This window comes from Ignavibacteriales bacterium (genome assembly GCA_020635255.1).
GTDB lineage: Bacteria > Bacteroidota > Ignavibacteria > Tepidaquicellales > Tepidaquicellaceae > JAEYVS01.
The window spans coordinates 729,193-754,468 of sequence record JACKAC010000002.1; the positions used below are offsets into that span (position 1 = coordinate 729,193).

The following is a 25,276-nucleotide window of genomic DNA, read 5'->3' on the forward strand; positions in this document are numbered from 1 at the left end:
TCAAACTAAAATATTACTCTTATGACTGATCTTGAAATTGCAAAATCTATTGAATTGGATCCGATAACAGGTATAGCGGAAAAAGCCAGTATTGATACCGATCAATTAGAGTTATATGGTAAGTATAAAGCCAAGCTTCCCCTGAGTCTGATCGATATGGATAAGGTAAAAAATAACAACCTTGTTCTCGTAACGGCAATAAATCCCACGCCCGCGGGTGAAGGTAAAACAACTGTTTCGATCGGTTTGAATGATGCAATGAATAGGATTGGCAAAAAGAGTATGGTCGTGCTTAGAGAGCCATCGCTTGGACCGGTCTTTGGGATTAAGGGTGGTGCTACAGGCGGGGGTTATTCACAGGTAGTACCTATGGAAGATATAAATTTGCACTTCACGGGAGATTTTAATGCGATCGAAAAGGCTCACAATCTGCTCGCTGCTATGATAGATAACAATCTTCAGAATGTGCAGATAGCTCTCGGGATAGACTCAAGGACTGTACGATGGAAAAGGGTTATAGATATGAACGATAGGGCGCTCAGAAGGATAGTGATTGGTCTTGGTGGAACGACAATGGGCTTTCCCCGCGAAACAGGATATGATATAACAGCCGCATCAGAAGTAATGGCGGCTCTTTGTCTTGCTAACGACTTGAATGATCTGAAAGAAAAACTCGGGAATATTTTCGTTGGATTTACATTCGATAAGAAACCCGTTTTTGCAAAAGATCTGAAGGTAAACGGTGCGATGGCTGTTCTGATGAAGGATGCGATAAAACCGAACCTTGTTCAAACCCTTGCGCACAATCCTGCTATTATTCACGGTGGTCCTTTCGCTAATATCGCGCAGGGAACAAATACCGTAATTGCTACAAGAATGGGACTCTCTCTGGCTGATTATACGATCACAGAAGCGGGATTTGCATACGAGCTGGGTGCAGAGAAATTTTTTGATATAAAATGCGCTACATCGGGTTTGAGACCTAAAGCCGTAGTCATTGTTGCAACTATACGGGCTTTAAAGTATCATGGTGGTAAACCTTTAAAGGAACTTAACGAACCGGATCTGGAAGCTTTAGAGAAAGGTTTTGAGAATCTTGAGAAACACATCGAGAATAAAAGCTACTTTAAAGTTACGCCTGTTGTTGCAATTAACAAGTTCACAACCGATACTCCGGAAGAAATTCAGAGAATAAAAGACAAATGTGCGGAATTGGGAGTTGCTTGTGCGGAAGCCGATGTCTGGGGAAAAGGCGGCGAAGGAGCAGAGGAACTTGCCGAATTAGTAGTTAAGACTGTTGCAGAAAGCAAGGACGAGTTCACTCCACTTTATGACCTGAATGATTCTGTTGAGAATAAGATTGAGCTTGTTGCTACAAAAATATACGGAGCTAAACACGTCGATTTCATGCCGAAAGCTAAGAAGGACTTGAAAACAATCAATTCATTGGGATTGGATAAATTGCCCGTTTGTATCGCAAAAACACAAAACTCACTATCGGATAATCCAAAATTATTAGGCAGGCCGAGAGACTTCCTGGTTACTGTGAGAGAGATTGAAATAGCTTCCGGAGCCGGTTTCCTTATTCCTATTACCGGTGATATTATGAGAATGCCCGGATTACCTACTCATCCTGCTGCTGAGCGTATCGATATTGATGAAAACGGGGAAATTACTGGGCTGGCGTAATTAACTGACCTTTTTGTATCTCCATACCGCAAGCGATAAGATCACAACTGCATATCCTGCAAGGAAATAGATTGTGTTTGCAAAATCCGGTATATGCGATCCCTTCAGCATTATCATACGCATTACTTTATTGAAGTGCGCGATCGGATTTGCAATATCGAGTGTTTGAGCCCATTGCGGCATCGATTCTATCGGTGTAAAGATTCCTCCCATCAAAATAAATATTACCATAAAGAACCATGCAATGAACATCGCTTGTTGCTGAGTATTAGTAATTGTAGAAATGAACAATCCAATTCCCAGTACAGACAGCATATATACTGTTGCAACGATGTAAACGCTTATTAGACTTCCCAGGAACGGAATATTAAATAAGACTCGGCCAACAAGAATTCCGACGGAAAGTTCTGCCATTCCAATTACCCAGAATGGCATTAGCTTACCAATTATAAATTGATATTTTTTAATTGGGGTAACATTCAGTTGCTCGATAGTTCCCATCTCCTTTTCCTTTGCAATATTCATACCGGCAAGGAACATCCCGATCATTGTGACAAGAACAACGAGTATACCGGGGACCATAAACGTTTTATAGTTTAACAAAGGATTGAACCAGTTCCTGAACGTGACATCTATCATAGGCGACTGAGGTATCTTTAACCCGCTTACATCCGTAACAATGGACGAGTTGAAATCACTTACAATACTGCTCGAGTAATTATACACCACTCCGGCGGCATTTCCGTCCTCTGCATTTATGATAAGCTGTACTTTTGTTTGCCCTGTTGTTATAAAATCCTTCTCGAAATTATTTGGTATAAATAAAACCAGTCGCGCATCTCTCGTTTCGAAATCCTCTTCTGATTGTCCGGTCGAGAAATAGCTGTTGTTATATGTAAAGTAGTTGCTTGCTGTGAATTTAGAAATAAGTTCACGTGAGTAACTCGTCTGATCGAAGTCTATTACATCAAACCTGATATTCTTTATCTCAAATGTAGCTGCATTTGAAAGCACAATAAGCTGGATAAACGGAGTTATGAATATCAGCGGAAGCATAGATTTATTCCTGAATATCTGGAGAAATTCCTTTCTTAATATGAATAGTATGGTCCTCATTATTGCAGTCTGATCTTAAATTTCTTGAGGCTTACAACCAGGTAAAATAAAGCCATTCCTCCGAGTACCAGGGATTCTTGCCATAAGTATTGAATAGTAGCGCCTTTAAGCATGATTCCGCGCACGATAATCAGGAACCATTTCGCCGGGATAATATTACTCAAAATTTGCAATACCAGCGGCATATTGTCGATAGGAAATACAAATCCGGACAGCATAATAGTCGGCAGCATCAGTGTACTTAATGAAAGCATCATTGCCGTCTGTTGATTATCACTAACTGTAGATATCAGTATTCCCAGAGATAAAGCTGTAATCATGAATATTACACACTCGATTAATAAAAATACGAGGCTCCCTTCTATTGGTACTTCGAAGACGAATTTAGCAAGCAGAAGAATAATACATGTATTTGTAAATGCCAGCATGAAATAGGGAACTACCTTTCCTATGATTATCTGTATTGGATGCAATGGGGAAACAAGGATTACCTCCATTGTGCCCAACTCCTTCTCACGTGTTATAGATATTGAGGTCATCAGCGCGGAAACGAGAAGGAGTATTACAGCGATCAATCCGGGGACAAACATATAAACGCTTTTCAATTCAGGATTATAAATATTTTTCACTTCTGTGGTTATCAAAGGTGGTGGCTTAATAGCAAGACTACTCTGATAATCCATAAGTATAGATGTAGTGTATCCTACAACAAGCGATGCAAGATTCGGGTCTGTTGCATCTGCTATTAGCTGTACGGAAGCTTTCTTCTGTGATGTAAGGTCTTCCGCAAAATTGGGCTGGAATATTATTGCTTCTTTTATCTCACCTTTTTTAAATGCCGCATCGAGTTCCGCATCAGTATTTAAATTGTCATAAAGTTTGAAGTATCCCGACGAAAGTATTTTATTGCGGATCTCCTCGGTCACGTTATCCTTAGATTTATCCAGGACTGCTATCTTTACATCCTTGATCTCGTTAGTAATAGCAAACCCGAACAGCATTATCTGGGCAATCGGCATTCCGAAGAGAATTAGTAACGTCCTTTTGTCCCGGAAGATATGATAAAACTCTTTTTTTATGAAGCCGATGAATCTTTTCATTATGCGGGCTCTTTTGTTTGCTCAGGACGTGCTATTTTTACGAATACATCAAACATAGAATGTACATGGAATTGTTTCTTAAGATTTGAGGGTGTGTCGAGCGCTGCGATTCTTCCATCCACCATCATCGATACCCTGTTGCAATATTCTGCTTCATCCATATAGTGGGTTGTGACAAACATTGTTACGCCCTCACTAGAAGCCTTATATATCATTTCCCAGAATTGCCTTCTTGTTATCGGATCCACACCGCCGGTGGGCTCATCCAGGAATACTATTTTGGGGTCATGAAGCATAGCTACCGAGAATGCCAGTTTCTGTTTCCAGCCAAGGGGCAAAGATCGGATTAATTTATTCTCAGAGCCCTTTATGTCAAGATGCTCTATCATAAAATCTGTTTTCCGCTTTATTTCGGAATTCGACAGCCCATATATACCTCCATAAAAACGGATATTTTCCTTTACCGTTAGATCTTCGTATAAAGAAAATTTCTGACTCATATAACCAATATTGTTTTTTATCTCTTCCGTCTGTTTATAAATATCGAACCCTGCAACCTGCGCATCACCGGAGGTCGGTTTCCAAAGCCCACAAAGCATTTTTATGGCAGTTGTTTTACCGGCACCATTCGCACCCAGAAAACCGAATATCTCACCTTTTTTTACATAAAATGAGATAGCATCAACAGCGGTGAAATTGCCGAACTTCTTGGTGAGTTTTTCCGCCTCAATTATGTGATTATTTTCATCAGGCATTCGCTGTTTCAGTTTGCTTCATTAAATACATAAAGACATCTTCGATATCCGGTTTTTTAATTTCGATCTCTATATCCTTCAACCCGCATCCTTCCAGATATTTTTTGATCTCATCCGGGTTGATATTGTCACGTTTATCAGTGTAATGAAGGAATTCTCCGAACGGGTAAACAGATTCGGCATATTCATATTTCAATAAAGATTCAATAAGCTGGTAAGTTTTATCCGCTTTTATTCCGTATATAGTTTTTGTGTAATGTTTTACAATATCGTCGGGAGTATCGACACTAAGAAGCTTGCCCTTTTGGATTAGCGCAACCCTGTCGCAAAGTGAGGCTTCATTCATGTAAGGTGTAGATACTACAATCGTTATTCCCTGATCTTTTAACCTATCCAGCATTCCCCAAAACTCTTCTCTTGAGACCGGGTCCACACCTGTTGTAGGTTCATCCAGGAAAAGCACCTTTGGTTTATGTATCAAAGCGCAACACAGCGCCAGCTTTTGCTTCATTCCACCCGATAATTGTCCCGCTCTTCTCTTTTTAAATGGTTCAAGTTGTGAGTAGATATCACTTATAAGCGAGTAATTTTCCTTAATTGTGGTACCAAATATTGTCGCGAAAAATTCTAGGTTTTCTTCAACACTAAGATCCTGATAAAGGGAAAACCTTCCCGGCATATACCCGGCGATGTTCCGGATGCTCTTGTAATCTTTGACCGTGTCGAATCCTAATACTGTAGCTGTACCTGTATCCGGGATGAGCAGTGTAGTTAATATCCGGAATAGTGTTGTTTTCCCTGCGCCATCAGGTCCGATAAACCCGAATAACTCACCGTCCTTTATCTCGATGTTTATATCTTCCAGCGCTGTGATACTCTCGAATGTTTTTTTTACGTTATGTACTTCTATTGCATTCATTGATTGGAAGTGTTTAAGTCGAACCTTATCTCACCGGGCATTCCTATTTTCAGCGTACCATCGTTTTTCACTCTTACTTTTACTGCGTAAACAAGATTAACCCTTTCGTCCTTTGTCTGGATTATTTTCGGTGTAAATTCCGCTTTTGAAGAAATCCAGCTAATTACTCCCTCCAGCTGTCTGTCGCTATTGGCATTTTTATCCACAAGTACAGTTACTTTTTGTCCGATCGATATCGATGGAAGCTGTGCACCGCTGACATACACCCTGAGTGTCATGGTGTCGAGATTAGCTATCTTATATAATGGTTTACCCGGTGTATTCATTTCGTATTGTTCAACGAACTTAACCAGTACTGTCCCATCGACGGGATTTATCACTATGCTCTGGTCGATCAGATCATCGACTTGTTTTATCTGTGCATCGACCGTTTGCATTTCCTCGAAAATGGTTTTATTCTGCGTCTTGGTTGCGGCTATCTCACTTTCGAGAACGTTAATATTAGTGTTAATGTCGTCTAGATTCCTTTCCGGTGTTGCTTCGCTCTTGAGAAGGTTTTCTATCCTTCTCTTCTCGATCATGTTACCCTCAACCTTCTGCTGGAGGACCCTTACATTAGCAAATACACCTGCATATTTTGTTGCAATTGTTTGCTTTTGCTCTACAAGCTGCATTTTTCTGAGGTGAAGCTGTGTGGTGTCAATGAAGCCTACGACTTGATTTGCCGGAATCGTCTCACCCTCCTCGACATTTAGGGTTAATATCTTGCCGTCGCTGTTAACGGATACGATTGTCTCCGTAGCTTCGAAGTTTCCATAAGCATCGGATTTCCCGTCGTCATTTGAACAGGATTGCAGAATGGTAATTAGCGGAATAAGTACTATGAAAATCTTTCTCATATCTATTTTTTTAATTTCCTTTTGCTGTTAGGAAGTTTACTTTTGCCTGTATTAACTGTACTTCATGTGTTTTGAGGTTTATCACTGCTTGTGTTCTGGAATTTAGTTCTGTAAGATAATCAGTTGCCGTAATCGTTCCGTTCTGAAGTTGTGATGAAATACTCAGCATTACTTTATCCTTTAATGCGATTATCTCATAATCCTTTTGTATTAATCCTTCCATATTAGATATATCGGTTTTATATTTCTCAAGCGACATTTTGATATTTTTATCGAGGGTTTCCTTACGGGTATCGATCATTTTTTTATTGATGTTATAGATTTGCTCTTCATTGTTATTTGTGCCCCAGTTCACAGGACTCCATGATAAGTTTAACCCGACCATGTAGAAAGATTTGAAATCATTATCCAGAAAATTTAGTCCCGGTCTGCCGTATCCTGCCTGACCAAACACATTTATCTTCGGCATCATATTGGTCGATATTTTATCCTGGTAGGATGTTAGGGTATTTTTCTCAAGGTTGTATAGCTTGTATTCCGGTCGGTCGCCGGGTTTTATATCCGTATTAGGCAGAGATACCTGGGGAACCTTGAACACGGTATTTGTATCAAGATCTTCATCCATTAGTTGCGAGAGCATTCGTATCGAAGCCATTTTGTTCGATTGGATATTCATTATCTGCTGTTCTATAGACACCAGCTGGGCTTCGAGTATATATCTGTTACTGCCGGCAACAGCGCCGTTTTGTATCTGGACGATGACCTGATCCAGCTGTTCTTTCACAGTTTCGTATTGTATCTCAAGCTGCTTCTGACTTTCCTGAAGGGTCAGCACCCCGAAGTACAGATCGTTTATGTTCTGTTTAAGGTTGTAAAGCTCTACCTCGACCTTTTGTTGCTCGGCAAGTGCTTCATTCCTCTGTATATCCTCGAGGCTTCCCGTAATGCCTCCGTCATAAACTGTCTGTGTGACATCAAGCAGCAGTTTATATTGATCCTTGCTTTGCTGGGGGAATGTAAATAATGGTGAACTCGTCTCAAGGTGAGGTACATCGGATTGATATGATGCCTTACCACTTAGCGTAATTTTCGGCAGGTAATTCACGCCAAGGTTATCGACCTTCAAACGGGAAGACGATTCCACTAATTGTTCCTGTTGCCTTGTGGGATAGGTTTCGTAGACCTGCTCATAACAATACTGAAGTGTAAGCGTATCCTTTTGCTGCGGGAAGAGGAACATAAGCATTAATAATGCTTTCATGGCTGTTTTGTTATTTAACTTTTATCGCGTTTATTATGAAATCAGGTACTTCTTTTTTTCTACGGTCGATAAATTCATCAAAAGCATCTTCATCCATACCAAAAATCCCTTTTACCATTGGTCTGGCTGCAAATGGGAATAAACAAAGCGCAAGCATGTTTACAATTAGCTGCTGCGGTTCAATTTTTATTATTAATCCTTCTTTATAAGCTTTCTCAACGTCTTTAACCAATACATGGAAATATGTCATTACTTTTTCGCGTGCAAAGGAAACTATTCTTTCAGGGTTTTGATTTATTTCCGTTAACACAAATATTGGCATGTGCTTATTCCGTTTTATTATGTCAATGTAATTTTCGACAAAGTACCTGATCTTATCGAATAGTGGAAGATCGACGGCGAGGAGCTCGCTGATCTTCGGCATGACTTTGTATATCTCCTCAATGAAAACGGCTTTAAAAAGATCTTCTTTCGATCTGTAATAGTAATAGAGCATCGCCTTATTTATGGAAGCCTTATCAGCGATCTCCTGCATTCGAGCACCTTGTAATCCTGATTTCATAAATACTTCTCTAGCGGATTGTAAAATTATCTTGTCGGTAGATTGTTCTTTTTTCAGTAGCTTATCTTCCATAATGAATTTAACCATATGGTTTAACTAACTAGTTGGTTAAAATACCAATAAAGATTTTTAAATGCAAGTGGAATTAAAATTATTTACAGATCACTTCGGAATCTTGTGGGGTAGATTTTAATTCGGGGCTGATATAGGGAATGCCAAGATTTAGCCCGCGGAGTATCAAAAGAATCGCGATCACAACAGAAAGTGAGGGGAGGATCTTCGCATAGGGAATTCTGATCTTGCTTCGGATTATGTTTCCAAAGACGGATGCTGAAAGCATAACAGGGAAAGTACCAAGACCAAACAAAACCATAAATAACATTCCCGAAGTAACTCCGCCGGTTGAGAGCGACCCTGCAATTGCAATATAAACGAATCCGCATGGTAGTAACCCATTTATTATTCCTATAAGGAGCAGGGAAGTGTAACTCTTCTTTTTAAACAATGTTGAAAGAGGTTTCTTAATGACCGTAGTATATTTTGTAAGTATTTTACCGGAATATTTATTCTTTCTTCCAAAGAGGTAAAAACTAAGGGTGACTAAAATTAAAATGCCAAGTACTATTGAGAGTTCTTGTTGTAAGCCGGATATGGCGATTCTGTTCCCAAGAAAACCAAATAACGCTCCCAGTGATGCATATGTGATCACTCTTCCGGAATTATAGATTAACCGACCGAATATAAATTTGAAATCTTTATAGTTGCTTCCTGGGAGTGACATAGCAATTGGTCCGCACATACCTGCGCAGTGAAAGCTTCCAACAAATCCCAATATTAGTCCGGCCCACACTTCCATTAGTCTACGAAAACCTTTTCTTCTTTAAAGTATTTTTGATTATCTGAATACCATGTAACCTGGATTTTCCAGATACCCGGATCCAATTGGGATGTACTAACATTCTGCATCCTCTTTTCGTCAGGAGAAATATTGATCTTAAAATCTTTTTCTGCGTCTGAGGGGCGGTAAAAAAATATCTCACCTCCAGGTGCAGATCCCTGCTCCGGAAATTGAAAATCTATACTGCCCGCTTTCTTAACTATTTGGAGATTCTCTCCATCTTTCAGAGTTTTCTCTAATGTGTTAATATGCTCCTGGTATTTTAGATCCTGCTCATAGTAATTATCCTCTACAAGATCCATTTTGAGGTTGAATACATAAAACACCATTGCCAGCATACCTGTCATGAATACAACAAAAGATAATATTATTTTTGTACCCCAGCTCATAATTGATTATTTGGTTTTTGATCCCGGTCCCATAAAGTTTGTTTCTATCTCATCGATTTGCTCGCCTTTAGAGTATATGCCAACCTTTAAGTCATTATTCCTGTCCGGTATCTGATCTTTATCTAGTATAATAATAAGTTTTGATTCGGATGTTCCCTGTGGTGCTACTTTTAATTCTTCACCCGCTATTTTTATCTCACCTATTTTATTTAGAAGTTTAAGCTCTACGGAAGATTCATCAAAAGTTTTATTTACCAATCTCAGGTTATAAACGTTGCTTATTTTCCCATCTGTTTGTTCCTGGAAGAACATTCCTGGTGTTCTAAGCAATGATACTTCTACATCCGTTCTATTAACAAGTAATACGATAAGGATCGTAAGTAAAATCGTTAATACGACCGAATACGCTATTGCCCTTCCTGTAAATCTTCTTTTGATCCTTTCCCGTATATTATTCTCCGAGTCGTATCGGATCAATCCCCGAGGGAAGTTTACCTTGTCCATTACAGTGTCACATGCATCAATACATGCCGTGCAATTTACACATTCCAGCTGAGTCCCGTTCCTGATGTCGATTCCGGTTGGGCAAACGTCCACACATTGGTGACAATCAATGCAATCCCCGAATTTTCTCTCTTCACCTTTCTTTATCTTTCCCCTAGGCTCCCCTCTGACATAATCATATGCAATAACAGTAGTATTTGGATCGAGTAGTACACCCTGCAGTCTTCCATAAGGGCAAACGACCGTACATACCTGCTCCCTGAAATAGGAATAAACACCATAGAAAGCTATTGAAATACCCGTTACGGCAATAAATCCTGCTAAATGTTCTGATGGCGGATGAGTTACTATATTATAGAGTTCATCTATCCCTACTATATATGCCATGAAGGTATTGGCAATCAAGAAAGCAATTCCAAAGAAAATGAGGTTCTTTGAAAGCTTCTTAAAAAACTTCCCGGCAGTCCAGGGTGCCGTTTTGAGTTTTCTCTGCTGGTTAGCGTCGCCTTCTATCCAGTACTCGATCTTTCGAAATACCATTTCCATAAAGATCGTCTGGGGGCATGCCCACCCGCAGAATACTCTTCCAAAAACCGCTGTAAAAAGCACTATGAAAACTATTATAGTGATCATTGCAAGGAAAAAGAGGTGAAAATCCTGAGGTCCGAAATGCAATCCGAACAGAATAAAATTCCTCTGCATGAAATTGAACATCATAAATGGATGCCCGTTTATTTTAATGAACGGAGCCGCAAAGAGAAATGCGAGCAGTACCCAGCTAACGTACGTTCTCGCGCTGTAAAATCTTCCTTTTGGTTTCTTTGGATATACCCAAATGCGCTTGCCTGCTTCATTGATCGTTGCAAGGTGATCACGGTATTCGTATTGATATTCAGAAACTTCTTTCTTCGGCGCTTTTACTTCCAATATAATAATCCTTACCTTCTATTTGTTTTTAGTTGTATCCGAACTTGTTTTGGTCGAATCTTTTGTTGTCTTTGTTGAATCTGTGCTTGTTTTTGTCGAGTCACCGCCCTCTTTCTTCTCCGGAACATAGAGCTCTCCTTCCGGAGCTTTTCCATTCGGAGGATTTGTTCCATGCAATGTCATAACAAAGCTGATAACTTCCTGTATCTGTTTTGGATTCAACTGTTGTCCCCATGCGATCATTCCTTTCTCAGGCACACCGTTTTTCACAGTAAGGAAGAGGTTGCTTACCTTACCTCCGTGTATCCAGTAATCATCTGTTAAGTTAGGTCCGATGTTTCCTTCTCCATTCATACCATGACACGGTGAACAGTCTTTTACGAAACGTTCCTTCCCGGCATTAAGGGATGCATCATCTTCTAAAAACGTAACATTCTCCTCATTAATAAATGCACCTGACTTCATAAGTTGCTCCATTTCTATCCGGGCAACTTCCATTTCCGCGCCATATTCTTCGGCTTGAGTTTTACCTGTCCCGAATACATGAAAATGCATTACATAAAATATTCCAAATACCAGCGATCCGATGAAAATGTAATTAAGCCACGGAGGAACACTATTGTTAAGCTCTTTGATACCGTCATATTCATGGTCGAGCATTATATCACGCTCCTGGGAAACAGGTGTGGATCTGGTTAATGCGTGCATTATCTTCTTAACAGCGCCTTCTTTTGCAGGCTCTCCGGCTAGTTCTTCCTCAGAGGGACTGTGTACTGCATAAATAAGAGCCATAAGAAGAATTATAGCCAGGACTCCGAGGGCAAAGTAGTTGAATAGCTTTACACCCTCCATTGATCCCTCTTCTTCTGCAAATGAGTCCACATAAAGAAGCATTGAGAACAGGACTAAAACAGCTTTTAATAGTTTTGTATTTTTCATGATTAGAAAATTTTTCTTTTAAATTTCCAAGTTTTCATTCCCGGTCGTTTCCTCATCATCTTGCAGTGGTAATTCGGACATCTCTTTTATATATCTTTTATTCAGCGTAAAGACCCATAGTAATAAAGCCGTGAAAAAAATGCCGAATAATATTAACCCTATTATCGGGAAAATTTCAATATTATCTATTTGTTCAAAATATTGCTTAAACATGGTCTATTTATTTACTGTTTCATTAGTTTGTTTGGTTGTATCGTTCGTTACCTTTATGTCAGTGCCGAGTCTTTGCAGATAAGCAATGATTGCAATTATCTCCTTGTCGGAATTCATCATAACACCATTTTTCTCCAGGTCTGCTGAAATTTCTTCAGCCTGCTTCTTAAGATCATCATTAGCAGTTTTACCATATCCTTCAGGATAGGGAACTCCCAGCTTTATCATTGTATTTATCTTGGCTTCGGTTGTTGAAATGTCAAGCTTATTCTCAAGGAGCCATGGGTATCTAGGCATTATAGATCCCGGAGATACCGATGTTGGATCTTCAAGGTGATTCAAATGCCATAAGTTAGGATATTTTTTGCCTTCCCTGTGCAAGTCAGGTCCAATCCTTTTTGATCCCCATAAGAACGGGTGATCGTACACATACTCACCTGATTTCGAATACTCGCCATATCTTTCCGTTTCAAATCTGAACGGGCGTATCATCTGTGAATGGCATGTTGCGCATCCTTCTCTCATATATATGTCTCTACCCTGTAATTCGAGAGGGGAGTATGGCTTTACACTTTCTATAGTAGGAACATTTGATTTGATTATGAATGTAGGGATCATCTCTACCGCTCCTCCGATAAGTATAGCGATAGTTGCATAAAGTGCGAACTTCAATGGCTTACCTTCGAGTATCCTGTGTTTTCTTGCAGGCTCGAGCTGTCCCTTCAAGTCATCAACCATAGGTGGAGATTCTGTCTCTTCTTCGGCAAGGAAGCTGCCCTGCTTCGCCGTTTTTACAAGGTTGTATGCCATCATTATAACACCGGAAAGATAAAGTGCACCGCCGATGGCTCTTCCGAAATACATCGGGATGATTTGTCTTACAGTTTCGAGGAAATTAGGATAAAGCAGTAATCCGTCCGGAGTAAATTCTCTCCACATTAATGCCTGTACAAGACCTGCCCAATACATCGGGATCACATATATTATAATACCAAGTGTTCCGATCCAGAAGTGCGCGTTTGCCAGCTTTGTTGAGTACAGATTGGTTCTCCACATCTTAGGTACGAGCCAGTAGAGGATACCGAAAGTAAGGAACCCGTTCCATCCGAGAGCCCCAACGTGCACGTGTGCCACGATCCAGTCGGAGAAGTGTGCTATTGCATTTATATTTTTCAATGACAGCATAGGTCCTTCAAACGTTGACATACCGTATGCCGTTACTGCCACCACCATAAACTTTAATACCGGATTTTCTCTAACCCTATCCCATGCTCCACGTAAGGTCATGAGACCGTTTATCATGCCGCCCCAGGATGGCGCCCATAGCATTACGGAAAAAACCGTACCGAGTGATTGTGCCCAATCCGGAAGAGTAGTATATAGCAAGTGGTGAGGACCTGCCCAGATATAGATGAAAATAAGAGACCAGAAATGCACAATGGATAACTTGTATGAATATATCGGCCTGCCCGCCGCCTTCGGCAGGAAGTAGTACATTAGACCGAGGTATGGCGTCGTTAAAAAGAATGCCACCGCGTTATGCCCATACCACCATTGTACCAATGCATCCTGAACCCCCGCGTATACCGAATAACTTTTAAGCCAGGTCGCTGGAAGCTCTATGGAATTTACGATGTGAAGCACAGCTACTGTTATCACCGTTGCAATATAAAACCATATCGCAACATACATATGTTTTTCTCTTCTCTTTATTATGGTTCCGAACATGTTTATCGCGAATATCACCCATACTACTGCGATCAGGATATCGATTGGCCATTCGAGTTCTGCATATTCTTTTGTTGTAGTATATCCCAGGGGGAGTGTTATTGCGGCAAGAACGATAATTAATTGCCATCCCCAAAAGTGAACTTTACTTAGTGTATCACTAAACATCCTGGCTTTACAAAGCCTTTGGAGTGAGTAATACAAACCCATAAAGATCGCATTCCCAACGAATGCAAAGATCACGGCATTGGTATGTACAGGTCTGATCCTGCCGAAAGAAATGTAAGGAATGCCGAAATTAAGCTCGGGAAATACAAGCTGGAAAGCAATTATAAGCCCGACAAGCATGCCCACAATTCCCCATACCACAGTCGCAATGGCGAACATTTTAACAGTCTTATTGTCGTAGTAGAATTTCTCCACTTGCATACTGATTTTCTCCTGTTTTGAAATTATATTTTAGTTTTACTTTCTTCTGAACTTTCTGAATCGTCGAATAACATCCTCACTGAAGGTGTATATTTATCTTCATACTGACCGCTCCGAACTGCATGAATAAACGCGATCAAAAAACCTCCTCCTATTAATATGCTCAGCCCTAGTAATACAACGATTGCTGACATTATAATAATCTCCTTCTTTTTGCTGCAAAGTTTCCTGCCAATACACCAAATGCTGTTATTGTGATTGAGCTTAAGGGCATTAATATTGCGGCAGATAAGGGTGTTAAAAGCCCCTGAAGCGCGAATCCAAGACCTGCGATATTGTAAAATATCGAAAGAACGAAGCTGATTTTAATGATCGCCATACTGTCCTTGGAGAAAACAATAAGGCTTTCTAGTTTTTCGAACATACCGCTTTCGAGGATTCCGTCGCTTGCAGGGGTAAAATTATTTATATTTTCGGAGACGGAGATACCGATATTGCTTTGCTTTAGTGCTCCGGCATCATTTAGTCCGTCACCTATCATTAATACTGTATTCTTTTTCAGTTGTAAGTCTTTAATATATTCCAGCTTGTCGTGTGCTGACATATTAAAGTGTATTGAAGTGTCAGTCCCGAAAAGCTTCTCCAGATTTTCCTTTTCGCTGTTATTATCTCCGGATAAAAGATGAAGATTGTAGTTGTTAAGTCCCTCGATATTCTTGTCTAATCCCTTTCGGTAATGATTATTTATTGAGAAATGACCATATTCTATACCATCGATCGAAACATAAACCTTTGAGCTTGAAGTAATGTTTTCAGTGTCCAGCCCCGAAACGAATTTTCTGCTTCCAAGCTTTAACTTTCTGCCAAGTATATTCCCTCTAATGCCATTACCTGATTCTTCTATATAATCTGCTACCTCATATGTGTATTCGCTTTCCAATTTATTGAAAAGTTTAATGCTATGCGGATGCTGAGAATTTCGAGCGAGAGACCTTATTAGAGCGACCTCATTCTTATCAAGGAACTTTCCGTTATAGTTTATCTCGCTGTCATTGATATTTGTTATTGTTCCCGTCTTATCGAAAACTATCGTATCAACATATGACATGTTTTCAATTACAGACGGGTTTTTTACATAGAGTCTATTCTTACCAAGTATTCTCATTGCATTGCTCAAAGTAAAAGGCAGTGAAACCGCAAGCGCGCACGGGCATGCGACAATGAGTACCGCAGTGAACACATTTAGAGCAATGTCAAAACCATCGCTCAGCCAGAAAAGACCTCCTGCAACTGCAATTAATAGTATTGCCGGAGTAAAATATCTGCTGAATGTATTAGCCGCTTGTGAAATGTGTCTCTCGTTCTTCACGGATGTGAAGGTGTCATTATTCCAAAGCTGTGTTAGATAGCTTTGGGAAACCTCTTTAATGGTTTCCAGCTCTATAGTTGCTCCCACCTGCCTTCCCCCTGCGTAAATAACATCGCCTGATGATTTCTTAACAGGTTCGGATTCACCAGTGACAAAACTGTAGTCAATGTTAGCGTCACTTTTAATAAGTATTGCATCAGCCGGAATTAGCTCATTATTCCTTACAACTATCCTGTCTCCCTTTTGCAGTTTGGCGAGTGGAATGGAAAGTTCTTCCTTCCCATTTTTGATCGTTACAGAAAGCGGGAAGTATGAAGTATAATCTCTCTCGAAATTTAATGCCTCGTATGTTTTATTTTTAAATACTTTTCCTAACAATAGAAGGAAGACCAATCCTGTCATCGAATCCATGAAACCGGGATCTCCGGTTACGAGTATCTCTACCACACTTCTTGTAAATAGAACTGCTATTCCTAATGAGAGGGGAACATCTATGTTGAGAACTTTTGATCTGATACCTTTAAATGCAGAGATGAAGTAATCTAATGCTGAATAAAATATAACTGGTAACGATAAAGTAAGCATCAAATATGCAAACAAACTTTTTAATGACGCATCAACCTCGCCTGACGAAAGGTATTCGGGAAATGATAATAACATTATATTCCCAAAACAAAATGCCGCGACTCCGAGCTTCAGATAGAGTGACCTGTCATTTTTTTTCTCAGCATTTTTATGTGATATTGAATCCAGACCTAATGTAGGTTCATATCCGATACGCGCAAGTAACACTACTATCTCTTTAAGAGTGGTGTTGTCGTCGAATTGTATATATAATTCTTTTTTTAGGAAATTTACTTTTGAGGAAATAATACCGGGGCTAAGTTTGTTTAGCTTTTCTAAGAGCCAGATACAACTCGAGCAGTGAATAGTTGGGATAAAAAAAGTTACGGATCGGAAATTATTGCCGGAAAAATTACATAAACTACTTATTGTATCGGGATCATCCAGATAATCGTATCTTTTCTCAAAAATATTATCTGCTTGCTTTAGTCCGGGGACGGACTCAATATCGTAATATTGACATAAACCCTTTTCGGAGAGAATGGAGAAAACCATCTTACAGCCTTCACAGCAGAAGAATTTTTCTTCAATGTAAATGCTGTTATTGCCACACTTATCCCCGCAATGATAACACTTTACCTCATCCGGGACTATTTTTTCTCCAAGTTTTTGCACGTATTAAAATCAGTTATTACAAAAATAACACGATTTTGAGGTTTATGCCTATGAGTGGTATCACATGACATTGTGATTTTAGTCACAATCTTTGCATTGAAACTTCCTGTTTTAGCTAATAATTTATTGAATATGCTGATTGAATGAAATTACCGGTTTTAGAACATATACATTGTGAGTATTGCAAGTCCAGGTTCAAATCCGTCTTTTGTGATCTGAATGTTGAAGACCTTGAGAATCTGTCATTACATAAAACATGCAATATCTATCCTAAAGGTCAGATCATATTCTGGGAGGGAAATAATCCCCAGAGTATATTTTGCATTAATGAAGGTGTAGTGAAAACTTCAAAGATTGGTGTTGATGGTAGGGAACAGATATTGAGGATGGCAAAGCAGGGAGATATTCTTGGATACAGATCAATGCTGACGGGAGAACCCAGTACAGTCTCAGCAGTAGCACTTGAGGATACTAAAGTCTGCCAGATTCCAAAGGAAAACTTTCTGAAACTCGTTCAAACTAATTCCGACGTATCAATGAAGTTAATGAAGCTTCTTGCAAGTGAGCTTGATGCTGCTGAGATAACTATCGCCAGTCTTGCGCAAAAGCAAGTGCGCGAAAGGGTTGCTGAGACACTTCTAATGCTAAAGGAATTTTATGGAATGGAGGACGACGGCAAAACAATAAAAGCTTCTATGTCAAGGTACGATATAGCCAGTATAGCGGGAACCGCAAGGGAAACTGCTACAAGACTTCTTTCTGAATTCAAGCATGATAAGGTTATAGATTTTGACACAAAGAGAATCCTCATTTTGAATCCTCAGAAACTCATTTCGATAGCAAACATCTCCGATTAGATTACTTTAATACCACCATTTTCTTTACATCGCTAAAAACTACTTCGTTACTTCTTTCTCTATAAACCTTTATCCTATAAAAGTATGTACCGCTAGCGACTTTACTTGAATTAAATTGAGCTATATGAGACCCGGCATTAAGTATCATACTGATGGGGGATGCAATCTCTCTGCCTGTTATATCGAATATTTTTAATTCTGTAAATGCGTTGTGAGGAAGTGAGAATGCAATCTCCGTAGTTGGATTGAATGGGTTTGGATAGTTCTGTTCGAGTCGGTAATCTCCTGGTAATATGATTCCTTCCGGGTTAACGCCAACAATTCCCTGTCCTTCGGTTACTGTTACGAATTGGTTTGAGCTTATATTCGCAAACGGTTCAATGTTTCCATTAGGCCAGATAATGATCAAACTATCAATGACTGATGCATTTCCAAGTCCAAATTCTACATTAAGGCTATTTTGAGCGTTGTATCCCGTTTGTCCGGATATTCCGTGTGTTTGGGTTATATTATTTCCATTTATGTTTGTTTTAAGAACTACTTTAGTACCAATAGCCGATCTGTTCGAGTTTATACCTTTACAAAGAATATTTATCCAGTGATTTGAGTTGCCGTCATTCTTATAAAGAAAATTGCTTTGTGAGGTCGGCTGGTCTCCGTTTGTCACAAAAAGGTCGATGTCGCCATCGTTATCGTAGTCGCCCCATACGGATCCGTTCGATCTGCCTCCATCATTTACGATATCCCCGTTAGTGATTTTAGTGAATGTTCCGTTCCCGTTATTTTCATAGAGGGCATTATTTTCATTATTATCATTCGAGACGAATAGATCCAGGTCTCCGTCATTATCGTAATCACCCCACGCAGACCCGACGGAAGAACCCCCATCATTTACAATAATCCCGGTGGTAATTTTAGTGAATGTTCCCAAACCATCATTTCTGTATAGGAAATTATTTGAGTTGAAATAATTGGGCACATAGAGATCTATATCTCCATCATTATCATAATCACCCCAGCTTCCTCCTACAGAATTTCCACCATCTGTTACTATATTCCCGGTCGTGATCTTGGTAAATGTTCCATTACCGTTATTATGGTATAAGAAGTTATTCTGTCCTGCTCCGAAATTTGCATTTGCTACGAATAGGTCAGGATACCCGTCGTTATCATAATCTGCCCATGAACATCCTAATGAAGCACCGCCGTCATTAACTATATCACCTGTTGTTATTCTCGTAAACGTCCCATCACCATTTCCCTTATATAAAAAGTTGTTCTGATTGAAATTTGAAACGAAAATATCGAGATTCCCATCCCTGTCATAATCTGCCGTTGCCGATCCCCAAGAACCGCCTGCATCTGTTACGATATTGCCGGAAGTGATCTTTGTGAATGATAGACCGGAGTTGTTAATATATAAAAAATTTGCCTGGTTGGAATTTGATCCACCATTTTCTACAAACATATCCGGATACCCGTCATTATTATAATCACCAAAACATCCTCCATACGAAAACCCGGCATCATTGACAATACTCCCGCTTGTTATCTGAGTAAATGTCCCGTCACCATTATTTAGATAAAGAAGGTTGTTCTGATTCACAATATTCCCTACGAATAGATCTAGATATCTGTCATTATTATAATCGAACCAGTATGCGCCTTCAGAATACCTTCCGTCAGTAACAATGGTGCCTGTTGTTATCTTTGTAAATGACTGGGAATTCGCGGAATCCAGCGTGAAAATATAGATCAGTGAAAAAATAGGTATAAATTTTCTAGTCATATGCTAAGGAGGTTATTTATATTATTTTCGTAAAATACGGCATTAAGTTACAAAAAAGCCCGGAATAACCCGGGTTGATTTATATTGACAGAGAAGCCCCTGCCACAAAACAGGGGCTTTTTCAGACGGAATTACTTGCTTAGCACAAGTTTCTTCGTTTCTCTGTGTTTGCCTGTCTGTATAGAATAGAAATATATCCCGCTTGATAGATATGAAGCATTCCACTCATATTCATAGCTGCCTGCATCGAGCTTTTGGTTTACTAAAACTGCAGTCTCTCTTCCCAATAGGTCATATATTATCAAACTCACATTGCCCTGTTCGGGGATATCGAAATTTATTTTTGTGGAAGGATTAAAAGGGTTGGGATAATTTTGATATAGCCTGAATGAGTTAGGAATATTTCCAGTACTGTATATGATACTAGTGGTCTTTTCATATTTTAGGGTAATATAATCCTGTCCTGCCGAAATTCCTTCACTATTACCCGAGACATAAATAAAATCGGTGTTATAAATCTCAATCTGGTAGCCCATATCGCCGCCATTTCCGGTTCCACTATAACTTTTCATCCATTGTTGATCTCCTGACATATTATATTTGATAGTAACTATATCGGTTGTTGTTATACTGCTGTTGTTGCTTCCTCCGGTAACGTATATGAAACCATTTGGACTCAAGGCTATCGAGTGAGCATAGTCATTGCTTGTATTAAAGGGACCATGGTATCGTGTAATCCACTGCTGTGATCCGGTTGAGTTGTACTTTATTGTTGCATAATCCGAAAATGTACTTGCTCCCACACTTGTTCCGGTTACGTATACATTTCCTGAATTATCTATAGCCAGGTCATTAGCTTCATCCTGACCGCTTCCTGTTCCGTCATATCTATTAACCCATACCGAGTCGCCGAATTGGTTGTATTTTATAGTTAGATAGTCTGAACTTGATGCCGAGCTTGTGTTTCTGCTGAAGCCGGTCAAGTAAACGTTATCCGCATTATCGACGATCATCGATGTCGGCTCGTCATAATTATCGCCCGGTCCGTTATATCTGCTTACCCAGAGGGAATCACCATTTAAGCTATATTTTATAGTAAGGTAATCATTGCTGATCGATGAGTTAAATGTATTTCTGCTTATACCGGAAACATAAAGAGCGCCGTTTTTATATATGATGTGTTTGGCTATGTCAACATCGTTACCGGTTCCATTATATCGTGCGGTCCATTGAAATACACCCGATGCATCATAACATATTGTCAGGTAATCACCGCTGCTTGTCCCGGTAACATATACATATCCCAGCTCATCTACTGCGATGGCATTTCCGTTATCGTTACTATTGGTAGTATAACTATATCTTCTTGTCCATGATGTATCTCCATTGCTATCATATTTTATTGTGAGGTAATCCGATGTCATGTCTGCTCCAACACTAAATCCCGTCACGTAAACATTCCCAAGACTGTCGACCACCATGTCGCGTGCCTCGTCGGTCGGCAGACCACTTCCGCCTCCATCATATCTTCTTGCCCAGAGAGTATCGCCTGAAGAACTGTATTTGATGGTTAGATAATCGAAGTTATTATTAAAACCGGTTCCTCTGGACCTTCCGGTTATATATACATTACCATTCCCATCGACTACCATTTTACTGATCTCATCTGCGGAGCTTCCCGTACCGTTATACCTTGCCGCCCATAGCTCGCTGACCTGTGCGCCGGCTTGACTTGCTCCGAGTAGAGCTAGCAGGATAAGAAATAATGCGAAACTGATTTTTTTACTCTGTGTCATTTCCGTCTGATTTTTATTACTAAAAATGTTGACCTAAATTACTAAAGCCACGCTCTTAATATAAAAGAGATTTTTCCAAAATTGTCTCAAATATTACATTGTGTTTACCTGTAAAAAACCACATTATCATTTAAAATCTGACGTATCTTTGGTTTTTTAAGATTCAATTATCTCAAAAAAACAGGTGAAAAATTCCAATTTAATAAAGGTTCTAAAGAGTCTGTCAAATGATGAGTTTAAAGGATTTGGCAGATTTGTCGACTCTCCATTTCATAATAGAAGGACCGAAGTTAAAAGGTTTTTCGATCTGCTCAAGAAATATTATCCTGAATTTAATGAGCACAGCATTAAGGACGAAAAAATTTATTCGAAATTATATCCCGGTAAAAAGTACGATGACAGGGTAATAAGAAGGTTGAGTTCATTTCTGATGAGAGTGGTAGAAGATTATCTTTCTTATATAAGGTACTCTAAGGATGAGTATAATGTAAGGAAATCACTGCTTGAAGAGTTGGGTGAACGCGGGTTGGCTGGTTTATATAATAAAACGCTGACCGATATGGAAACTAAGTACAATGAGTTCATTCCGCCATCCGAAAAATACTTTTTAAGAAAGTACTACATTGTAGAAGATAAACTAAATAACTTTTTATACAAAGTTCGCGATGCAGGATTAGTGAAAGATATGGAAGACCATTCCCTGTTTCTTATAGAGCTTCTGCTTGTTTTCATATTTCAAGCTAAGTACAATCTTTTCCTGTACGAAGTAGAGTTCAGAGCAGATTTTTCATCCTCTGTCTTCAATAAACTTTTTGAGCAGATCGACTTTCCGGACTTGATTAAGTATTTGAAGCAGAGGGATAAAGAATTCTATCCTTACATTAGTATTTACTACTATGAACTCATGTCACTGCTCGAACCGGATAACGAAGAAAATACATCTAACTTTATGAACCTCTTAGAAAAAAACGGCTCACGGTTTTCATGGGTTGAAATGAGAAATTTCTACTATATTTTTGTCTCTATATGTACCCTAAAAATAGAAATGGGAAAGCAGGAGTATAAACAGGTACTTATGAATGTTTACAAAAAAATGCTGAAACTGGATCTTTGTTCTGAATATGAGGGTGGTCATTTTTCTGCTAAGTTATTCCGAAATATAGTTGCCGCCGCTAATATTGCTGAAGAATTTGACTGGCTGGAGAATTTCATTAAGGAAAATAAGAATAAATTGTCTCTGGGTGAGCAAAGCAATATTTATCATCTAAGCATGGCACTTTTAAATTACGAGAGGGAAGAGTTTGAGAAGACACTTGATAATATTATGAAAATTGACCTGGACCTTGTCCAGTTTAAGATTGATGTCAGATACTTGATGGTAAAAACATACTATGAACTTGATCTTTACGAACAACTTCTATCTTCAATTGACGCATTTAGACATTTCCTCTCGAGTGATAAACATATATCAGATCGGGTAGTAAGTGTGTACACTAATTTTTGTAATCTAATTGGGCGTCTGGCAAAGATAAGACTGAATAATTCTATCGAAAATCTTCCGGCGGTTAAGCAGGAAATAGAAGAGCTTGAGAATAAAGCCACTTCGGAATGGCTCATGAGAAAGGCTCAAGAGATAGAATAAGAACCTTCTTAGATATAAATTTAAAAGCCTCCCCGGAAAATTCCTGAGAGGCTTTCTGTTAGTACGGGTTTGCAGGGTTAGCCACAAACTCAATTAATAATTCAGGGTTTAAAAGTAATATCTTGCGCCCAGCGCCGCATTAAACGACACTTGTGATTCAGGCGTCAGATCCAGTATTGGCACTATTTCGAGAAATATATCTGCCTTTCTGCTGGAAAACTCGTATGCAAGACCAACCGGGACTCTGACTCCGATCCTATCGTCATCATTGCCCTTATTTTCGTTTTTAAGTTTTATCCTGCCGCCGATACCATAATAGATAGGGAGTCTGCCCTCATCTACATGTATCAGACTGTAATCATGAAGTAAGAAATCTCCATGAATATGTAAAGAACCCTTGTCCTCAAAAGACCATCCTAATGCGCCGTCGATGGCTGTGTTTTCAGATAGTCTTAACTTCATACTTAATCCCGTAGGCTCACCTACTATAATACCGACTCCAAAACTATTTGTTTGCCCAAAAGATAATGTAGAAGCTAAGAGTATGAACAGTGTTGCAAATATTATCTTTTTCATAATAATTTTTTTTGTTTGTTGAACCTGTGTCTGGAAAAATTATATAGTCCATTAGTCCGGTATCCCGTTTTTATCGTCGTCTTTAAATGCTTTAAATGAGTCCTTTATATTATTATCGATATCGTTTTCATTAGCCGGCAGATTCGGATCAAGGTATAATCCATTTTTAATGAACCATGTATAAGGATTTACGCTCAGCGTGACATTGGTTTTGCCTTCATTCGTAATAACTATTCCAGTCGGGAAAGTTAGGAATTGATGCGCCGATTTCTTCGACTTGTATACAAAGCTAATTCCATTAAACCGACCCTTGGCTATTACAGAATAGTTTCCGGCTGAATCCCTGAATTCCGGATCGGGAATTGGGTCATTATTATTCGGCTTATGTATTTCGAACTTGATCTTTTGATACGTACCGGCAGACAGGTATCCTGTGTCGATTACATTGATAGAAGAATTCAAATTTAAATATAATACATAAGGTCCGGTCTTGAAATTATTTCCGTTCGTATCAGCGACAATTATTTTGATGTCTTTGATTAATATCTTTACCGAATCAAGTACCAAAATGTCATTATCCACCGTATCAGCAGTACTGTAGGTACTTATACCTAAATTATCTACATCCGGGGGAGGAGCAAATATGTCGTCATTACATCCTTGGAGGAATTGGAATAATACTAAAAGTCCCAGGACAACAATTCCAAATAGTAAGTTTTTTTGCGATTTCATCCTAATTTTTTTATGTTGTTTTCTCCGTTACCCCTATTCGATTTTAATCTTTCCCCAAAATCATCTAGTGTTTCCGACTGTTTCCATAGATCGAGAAAATTCATTGCTTCATACTCAGCAAATTGCTTGTTGTATATTACAATATCTGTTCTCTCGCTTCCTGGAATAGTTTTATCCACAAGGTTAATAAATACTACCTCACGATCAAAAATTGCAATGTTTTGAACGATCTTATCCGTTAGCTTTATTTGTTCCCCGTATTTCTCAAAGAAACGGTAAATCTCATATAATTTTTCGTCTGTTACCTTCACCCAGCTGTTTCCTTCCAGTATCTTAAAGTTTCCCGTTGATTCATATATTGATTTCAGCGTACCGCCGTTCTTTACAAAATTCTTTCCTACTTCATCTATCTCTCCCGATACATATACCTCCTGCCTTATCATCAATAAAACTTCTTTCTTGGCTTTCTTTAAAAGATCTATAAATTTTAAATGTCGGTGTTTATTAAAACCTTTTATTAACTCGACTTGTTCTTTAATGTTCCCGTGCTGTTCTGAACCGTATATGGGCTTTAATTTCTCGAATGATTCGGTTAAGAACTTTATCTTTTGTTCTTGTTCTGTCTTAATGTTATTTGATATCTTATCCTGTACAACCTCCGGGTCTATCATTTCGTACCTGCATCTTGTTGCGGTCTTGATCTCATTGCAAATACCTTTCTCTGCAAAAGATTTTAATATTTCGTACACCGAGGTTCTTTGCATCTTTGCATCTTTAGCAATCTCAGCCGCTGTCATGTTTTTTCCTTTGTAGAGAACAAGAAATACTTTCACTTCATTGTTTGTAAAGCCGATTTTTTCCAGATTTGTTACAATTTCTTCCATTAACTCAAAATTGTTGTCAAAAATTATACAACAAAATTAAGTCTTTTAATCTCAAAAGTCAATA

22 protein-coding genes are annotated in these 25,276 nt (G+C 39.0%); 3 read left to right on the forward strand and 19 right to left on the reverse strand.

Annotated elements, in window-relative coordinates; all coding sequences use genetic code 11:
• Positions 1–21: 21 nt before the first annotated feature.
• On the forward strand, positions 22–1,689 hold the full coding sequence (locus H6614_11170) for a formate--tetrahydrofolate ligase (GenBank protein MCB9244226.1): 1,668 nt from the start codon (positions 22–24) through the stop codon (positions 1,687–1,689).
• On the opposite strand, the gene H6614_11175 is transcribed toward H6614_11170, so the two are convergent.
• The 14 genes from H6614_11175 to H6614_11240 form a co-directional block, all read right to left on the reverse strand.
• The gene (locus tag H6614_11175) at positions 1,690–2,805 is read right to left on the reverse strand and encodes an ABC transporter permease (protein ID MCB9244227.1); all 1,116 of its coding nucleotides are present in this window, start codon (positions 2,803–2,805) and stop codon (positions 1,690–1,692) included.
• Positions 2,805–3,905, reverse strand: a complete 1,101-nt coding sequence (locus tag H6614_11180; protein MCB9244228.1) for an ABC transporter permease — start codon at positions 3,903–3,905, stop codon at positions 2,805–2,807. The genes H6614_11175 and H6614_11180 overlap by 1 nt, the downstream gene beginning before the upstream one ends.
• Positions 3,905–4,660: an ABC transporter ATP-binding protein gene (locus tag H6614_11185; GenBank protein MCB9244229.1), complete on the reverse strand. Its 756-nt coding sequence runs from the start codon at positions 4,658–4,660 to the stop codon at positions 3,905–3,907. Before H6614_11185 ends, H6614_11180 begins: the two co-directional genes overlap by 1 nt.
• Positions 4,653–5,579, reverse strand: coding sequence for an ABC transporter ATP-binding protein (locus H6614_11190; GenBank protein MCB9244230.1), 927 nt, complete (start codon positions 5,577–5,579; stop codon positions 4,653–4,655). Before H6614_11190 ends, H6614_11185 begins: the two co-directional genes overlap by 8 nt.
• The gene (locus tag H6614_11195) at positions 5,576–6,478 is read right to left on the reverse strand and encodes an HlyD family efflux transporter periplasmic adaptor subunit (GenBank protein ID MCB9244231.1); all 903 of its coding nucleotides are present in this window, start codon (positions 6,476–6,478) and stop codon (positions 5,576–5,578) included. The genes H6614_11190 and H6614_11195 overlap by 4 nt, the downstream gene beginning before the upstream one ends.
• Positions 6,479–6,488: 10 nt before the next feature.
• Positions 6,489–7,739 carry a TolC family protein gene (locus H6614_11200; protein ID MCB9244232.1) on the reverse strand — a complete coding sequence of 417 codons (1,251 nt, stop codon included), beginning with the start codon at positions 7,737–7,739 and terminating at the stop codon, positions 6,489–6,491.
• Positions 7,740–7,749: 10 nt separating this feature from the next.
• Positions 7,750–8,388, reverse strand: coding sequence for a TetR/AcrR family transcriptional regulator (locus H6614_11205; GenBank protein ID MCB9244233.1), 639 nt, complete (start codon positions 8,386–8,388; stop codon positions 7,750–7,752).
• Positions 8,389–8,452: 64 nt separating this feature from the next.
• Positions 8,453–9,157 carry a sulfite exporter TauE/SafE family protein gene (locus H6614_11210; protein MCB9244234.1) on the reverse strand — a complete coding sequence of 235 codons (705 nt, stop codon included), beginning with the start codon at positions 9,155–9,157 and terminating at the stop codon, positions 8,453–8,455.
• Positions 9,157–9,588, reverse strand: a complete 432-nt coding sequence (locus H6614_11215; protein ID MCB9244235.1) for a FixH family protein — start codon at positions 9,586–9,588, stop codon at positions 9,157–9,159. The genes H6614_11210 and H6614_11215 overlap by 1 nt, the downstream gene beginning before the upstream one ends.
• A gap of 6 nt (positions 9,589–9,594) precedes the next feature.
• Positions 9,595–11,019, reverse strand: a complete 1,425-nt coding sequence (gene ccoG / locus H6614_11220; protein MCB9244236.1) for a cytochrome c oxidase accessory protein CcoG — start codon at positions 11,017–11,019, stop codon at positions 9,595–9,597.
• An 18-nt stretch (positions 11,020–11,037) separates the two neighbouring features.
• Complete coding sequence (locus H6614_11225) at positions 11,038–11,958, reverse strand: c-type cytochrome (GenBank protein MCB9244237.1); 921 nt, start codon at positions 11,956–11,958, stop codon at positions 11,038–11,040.
• A 216-nt stretch (positions 11,959–12,174) separates the two neighbouring features.
• Positions 12,175–14,328 carry a cytochrome-c oxidase, cbb3-type subunit I gene (gene ccoN / locus H6614_11230; GenBank protein MCB9244238.1) on the reverse strand — a complete coding sequence of 718 codons (2,154 nt, stop codon included), beginning with the start codon at positions 14,326–14,328 and terminating at the stop codon, positions 12,175–12,177.
• Between the two features lie 23 nt (positions 14,329–14,351).
• Positions 14,352–14,522, reverse strand: a complete 171-nt coding sequence (ccoS, locus tag H6614_11235) for a cbb3-type cytochrome oxidase assembly protein CcoS (GenBank protein ID MCB9244239.1) — start codon at positions 14,520–14,522, stop codon at positions 14,352–14,354.
• Positions 14,522–16,936 carry a heavy metal translocating P-type ATPase metal-binding domain-containing protein gene (locus tag H6614_11240; protein MCB9244240.1) on the reverse strand — a complete coding sequence of 805 codons (2,415 nt, stop codon included), beginning with the start codon at positions 16,934–16,936 and terminating at the stop codon, positions 14,522–14,524. Before H6614_11240 ends, ccoS begins: the two co-directional genes overlap by 1 nt.
• Before the next feature lie 143 nt (positions 16,937–17,079).
• On the opposite strand from H6614_11240, the gene H6614_11245 reads away from it, so the two are divergent.
• Entirely contained in the window at positions 17,080–17,793 is a 714-nt protein-coding gene (locus tag H6614_11245) for a Crp/Fnr family transcriptional regulator (GenBank protein ID MCB9244241.1), read from the forward strand.
• A gap of 1 nt (position 17,794) precedes the next feature.
• Here H6614_11245 and H6614_11250 read toward each other — a convergent pair whose 3' ends face one another.
• Both H6614_11250 and H6614_11255 read right to left on the reverse strand, forming a co-directional pair.
• Positions 17,795–19,582, reverse strand: a complete 1,788-nt coding sequence (locus tag H6614_11250) for a VCBS repeat-containing protein (GenBank protein ID MCB9244242.1) — start codon at positions 19,580–19,582, stop codon at positions 17,795–17,797.
• A gap of 131 nt (positions 19,583–19,713) precedes the next feature.
• Positions 19,714–21,378 carry an SBBP repeat-containing protein gene (locus H6614_11255; protein ID MCB9244243.1) on the reverse strand — a complete coding sequence of 555 codons (1,665 nt, stop codon included), beginning with the start codon at positions 21,376–21,378 and terminating at the stop codon, positions 19,714–19,716.
• A 184-nt stretch (positions 21,379–21,562) separates the two neighbouring features.
• Here H6614_11255 and H6614_11260 point away from each other — a divergent pair, with 184 nt between their 5' ends.
• Complete coding sequence (locus tag H6614_11260; GenBank protein ID MCB9244244.1) at positions 21,563–23,020, forward strand: hypothetical protein; 1,458 nt, start codon at positions 21,563–21,565, stop codon at positions 23,018–23,020.
• Positions 23,021–23,128: 108 nt separating this feature from the next.
• On the opposite strand, the gene H6614_11265 is transcribed toward H6614_11260, so the two are convergent.
• Genes H6614_11265 through H6614_11275 form a run of 3 tightly spaced genes read right to left on the reverse strand, consistent with a single transcriptional unit; the run spans position 23,129 to position 25,212 of the window.
• Positions 23,129–23,596 (reverse strand): DUF3996 domain-containing protein, encoded by a 468-nt coding sequence (locus H6614_11265; protein MCB9244245.1) that lies wholly within the window; start codon positions 23,594–23,596, stop codon positions 23,129–23,131.
• Positions 23,597–23,647: 51 nt separating this feature from the next.
• The gene (locus H6614_11270; protein ID MCB9244246.1) at positions 23,648–24,328 is read right to left on the reverse strand and encodes a hypothetical protein; all 681 of its coding nucleotides are present in this window, start codon (positions 24,326–24,328) and stop codon (positions 23,648–23,650) included.
• On the reverse strand, positions 24,325–25,212 hold the full coding sequence (locus H6614_11275; GenBank protein ID MCB9244247.1) for a hypothetical protein: 888 nt from the start codon (positions 25,210–25,212) through the stop codon (positions 24,325–24,327). The genes H6614_11270 and H6614_11275 overlap by 4 nt, the downstream gene beginning before the upstream one ends.
• Positions 25,213–25,276 lie beyond the last annotated feature (64 nt).

Coding starts and splice junctions, on each gene's coding strand:
- H6614_11170 (MCB9244226.1), top strand. CDS start 22: ATGACTGATCTTGAAATTGCAAAATCTATTGAATTGGATCCGATAACA.
- H6614_11175 (MCB9244227.1), bottom strand. CDS start 2,805: ATGAGGACCATACTATTCATATTAAGAAAGGAATTTCTCCAGATATTC.
- H6614_11180 (MCB9244228.1), bottom strand. CDS start 3,905: ATGAAAAGATTCATCGGCTTCATAAAAAAAGAGTTTTATCATATCTTC.
- H6614_11185 (MCB9244229.1), bottom strand. CDS start 4,660: ATGCCTGATGAAAATAATCACATAATTGAGGCGGAAAAACTCACCAAG.
- H6614_11190 (MCB9244230.1), bottom strand. CDS start 5,579: ATGAATGCAATAGAAGTACATAACGTAAAAAAAACATTCGAGAGTATC.
- H6614_11195 (MCB9244231.1), bottom strand. CDS start 6,478: ATGAGAAAGATTTTCATAGTACTTATTCCGCTAATTACCATTCTGCAA.
- H6614_11200 (MCB9244232.1), bottom strand. CDS start 7,739: ATGAAAGCATTATTAATGCTTATGTTCCTCTTCCCGCAGCAAAAGGAT.
- H6614_11205 (MCB9244233.1), bottom strand. CDS start 8,388: ATGGTTAAATTCATTATGGAAGATAAGCTACTGAAAAAAGAACAATCT.
- H6614_11210 (MCB9244234.1), bottom strand. CDS start 9,157: ATGGAAGTGTGGGCCGGACTAATATTGGGATTTGTTGGAAGCTTTCAC.
- H6614_11215 (MCB9244235.1), bottom strand. CDS start 9,588: ATGAGCTGGGGTACAAAAATAATATTATCTTTTGTTGTATTCATGACA.
- H6614_11225 (MCB9244237.1), bottom strand. CDS start 11,958: ATGAAAAATACAAAACTATTAAAAGCTGTTTTAGTCCTGTTCTCAATG.
- ccoN (MCB9244238.1), bottom strand. CDS start 14,328: ATGCAAGTGGAGAAATTCTACTACGACAATAAGACTGTTAAAATGTTC.
- ccoS (MCB9244239.1), bottom strand. CDS start 14,522: ATGTCAGCAATCGTTGTATTACTAGGGCTGAGCATATTAATAGGAGGA.
- H6614_11245 (MCB9244241.1), top strand. CDS start 17,080: ATGAAATTACCGGTTTTAGAACATATACATTGTGAGTATTGCAAGTCC.
- H6614_11250 (MCB9244242.1), bottom strand. CDS start 19,582: ATGACTAGAAAATTTATACCTATTTTTTCACTGATCTATATTTTCACG.
- H6614_11255 (MCB9244243.1), bottom strand. CDS start 21,378: ATGACACAGAGTAAAAAAATCAGTTTCGCATTATTTCTTATCCTGCTA.
- H6614_11265 (MCB9244245.1), bottom strand. CDS start 23,596: ATGAAAAAGATAATATTTGCAACACTGTTCATACTCTTAGCTTCTACA.
- H6614_11270 (MCB9244246.1), bottom strand. CDS start 24,328: ATGAAATCGCAAAAAAACTTACTATTTGGAATTGTTGTCCTGGGACTT.
- H6614_11275 (MCB9244247.1), bottom strand. CDS start 25,212: ATGGAAGAAATTGTAACAAATCTGGAAAAAATCGGCTTTACAAACAAT.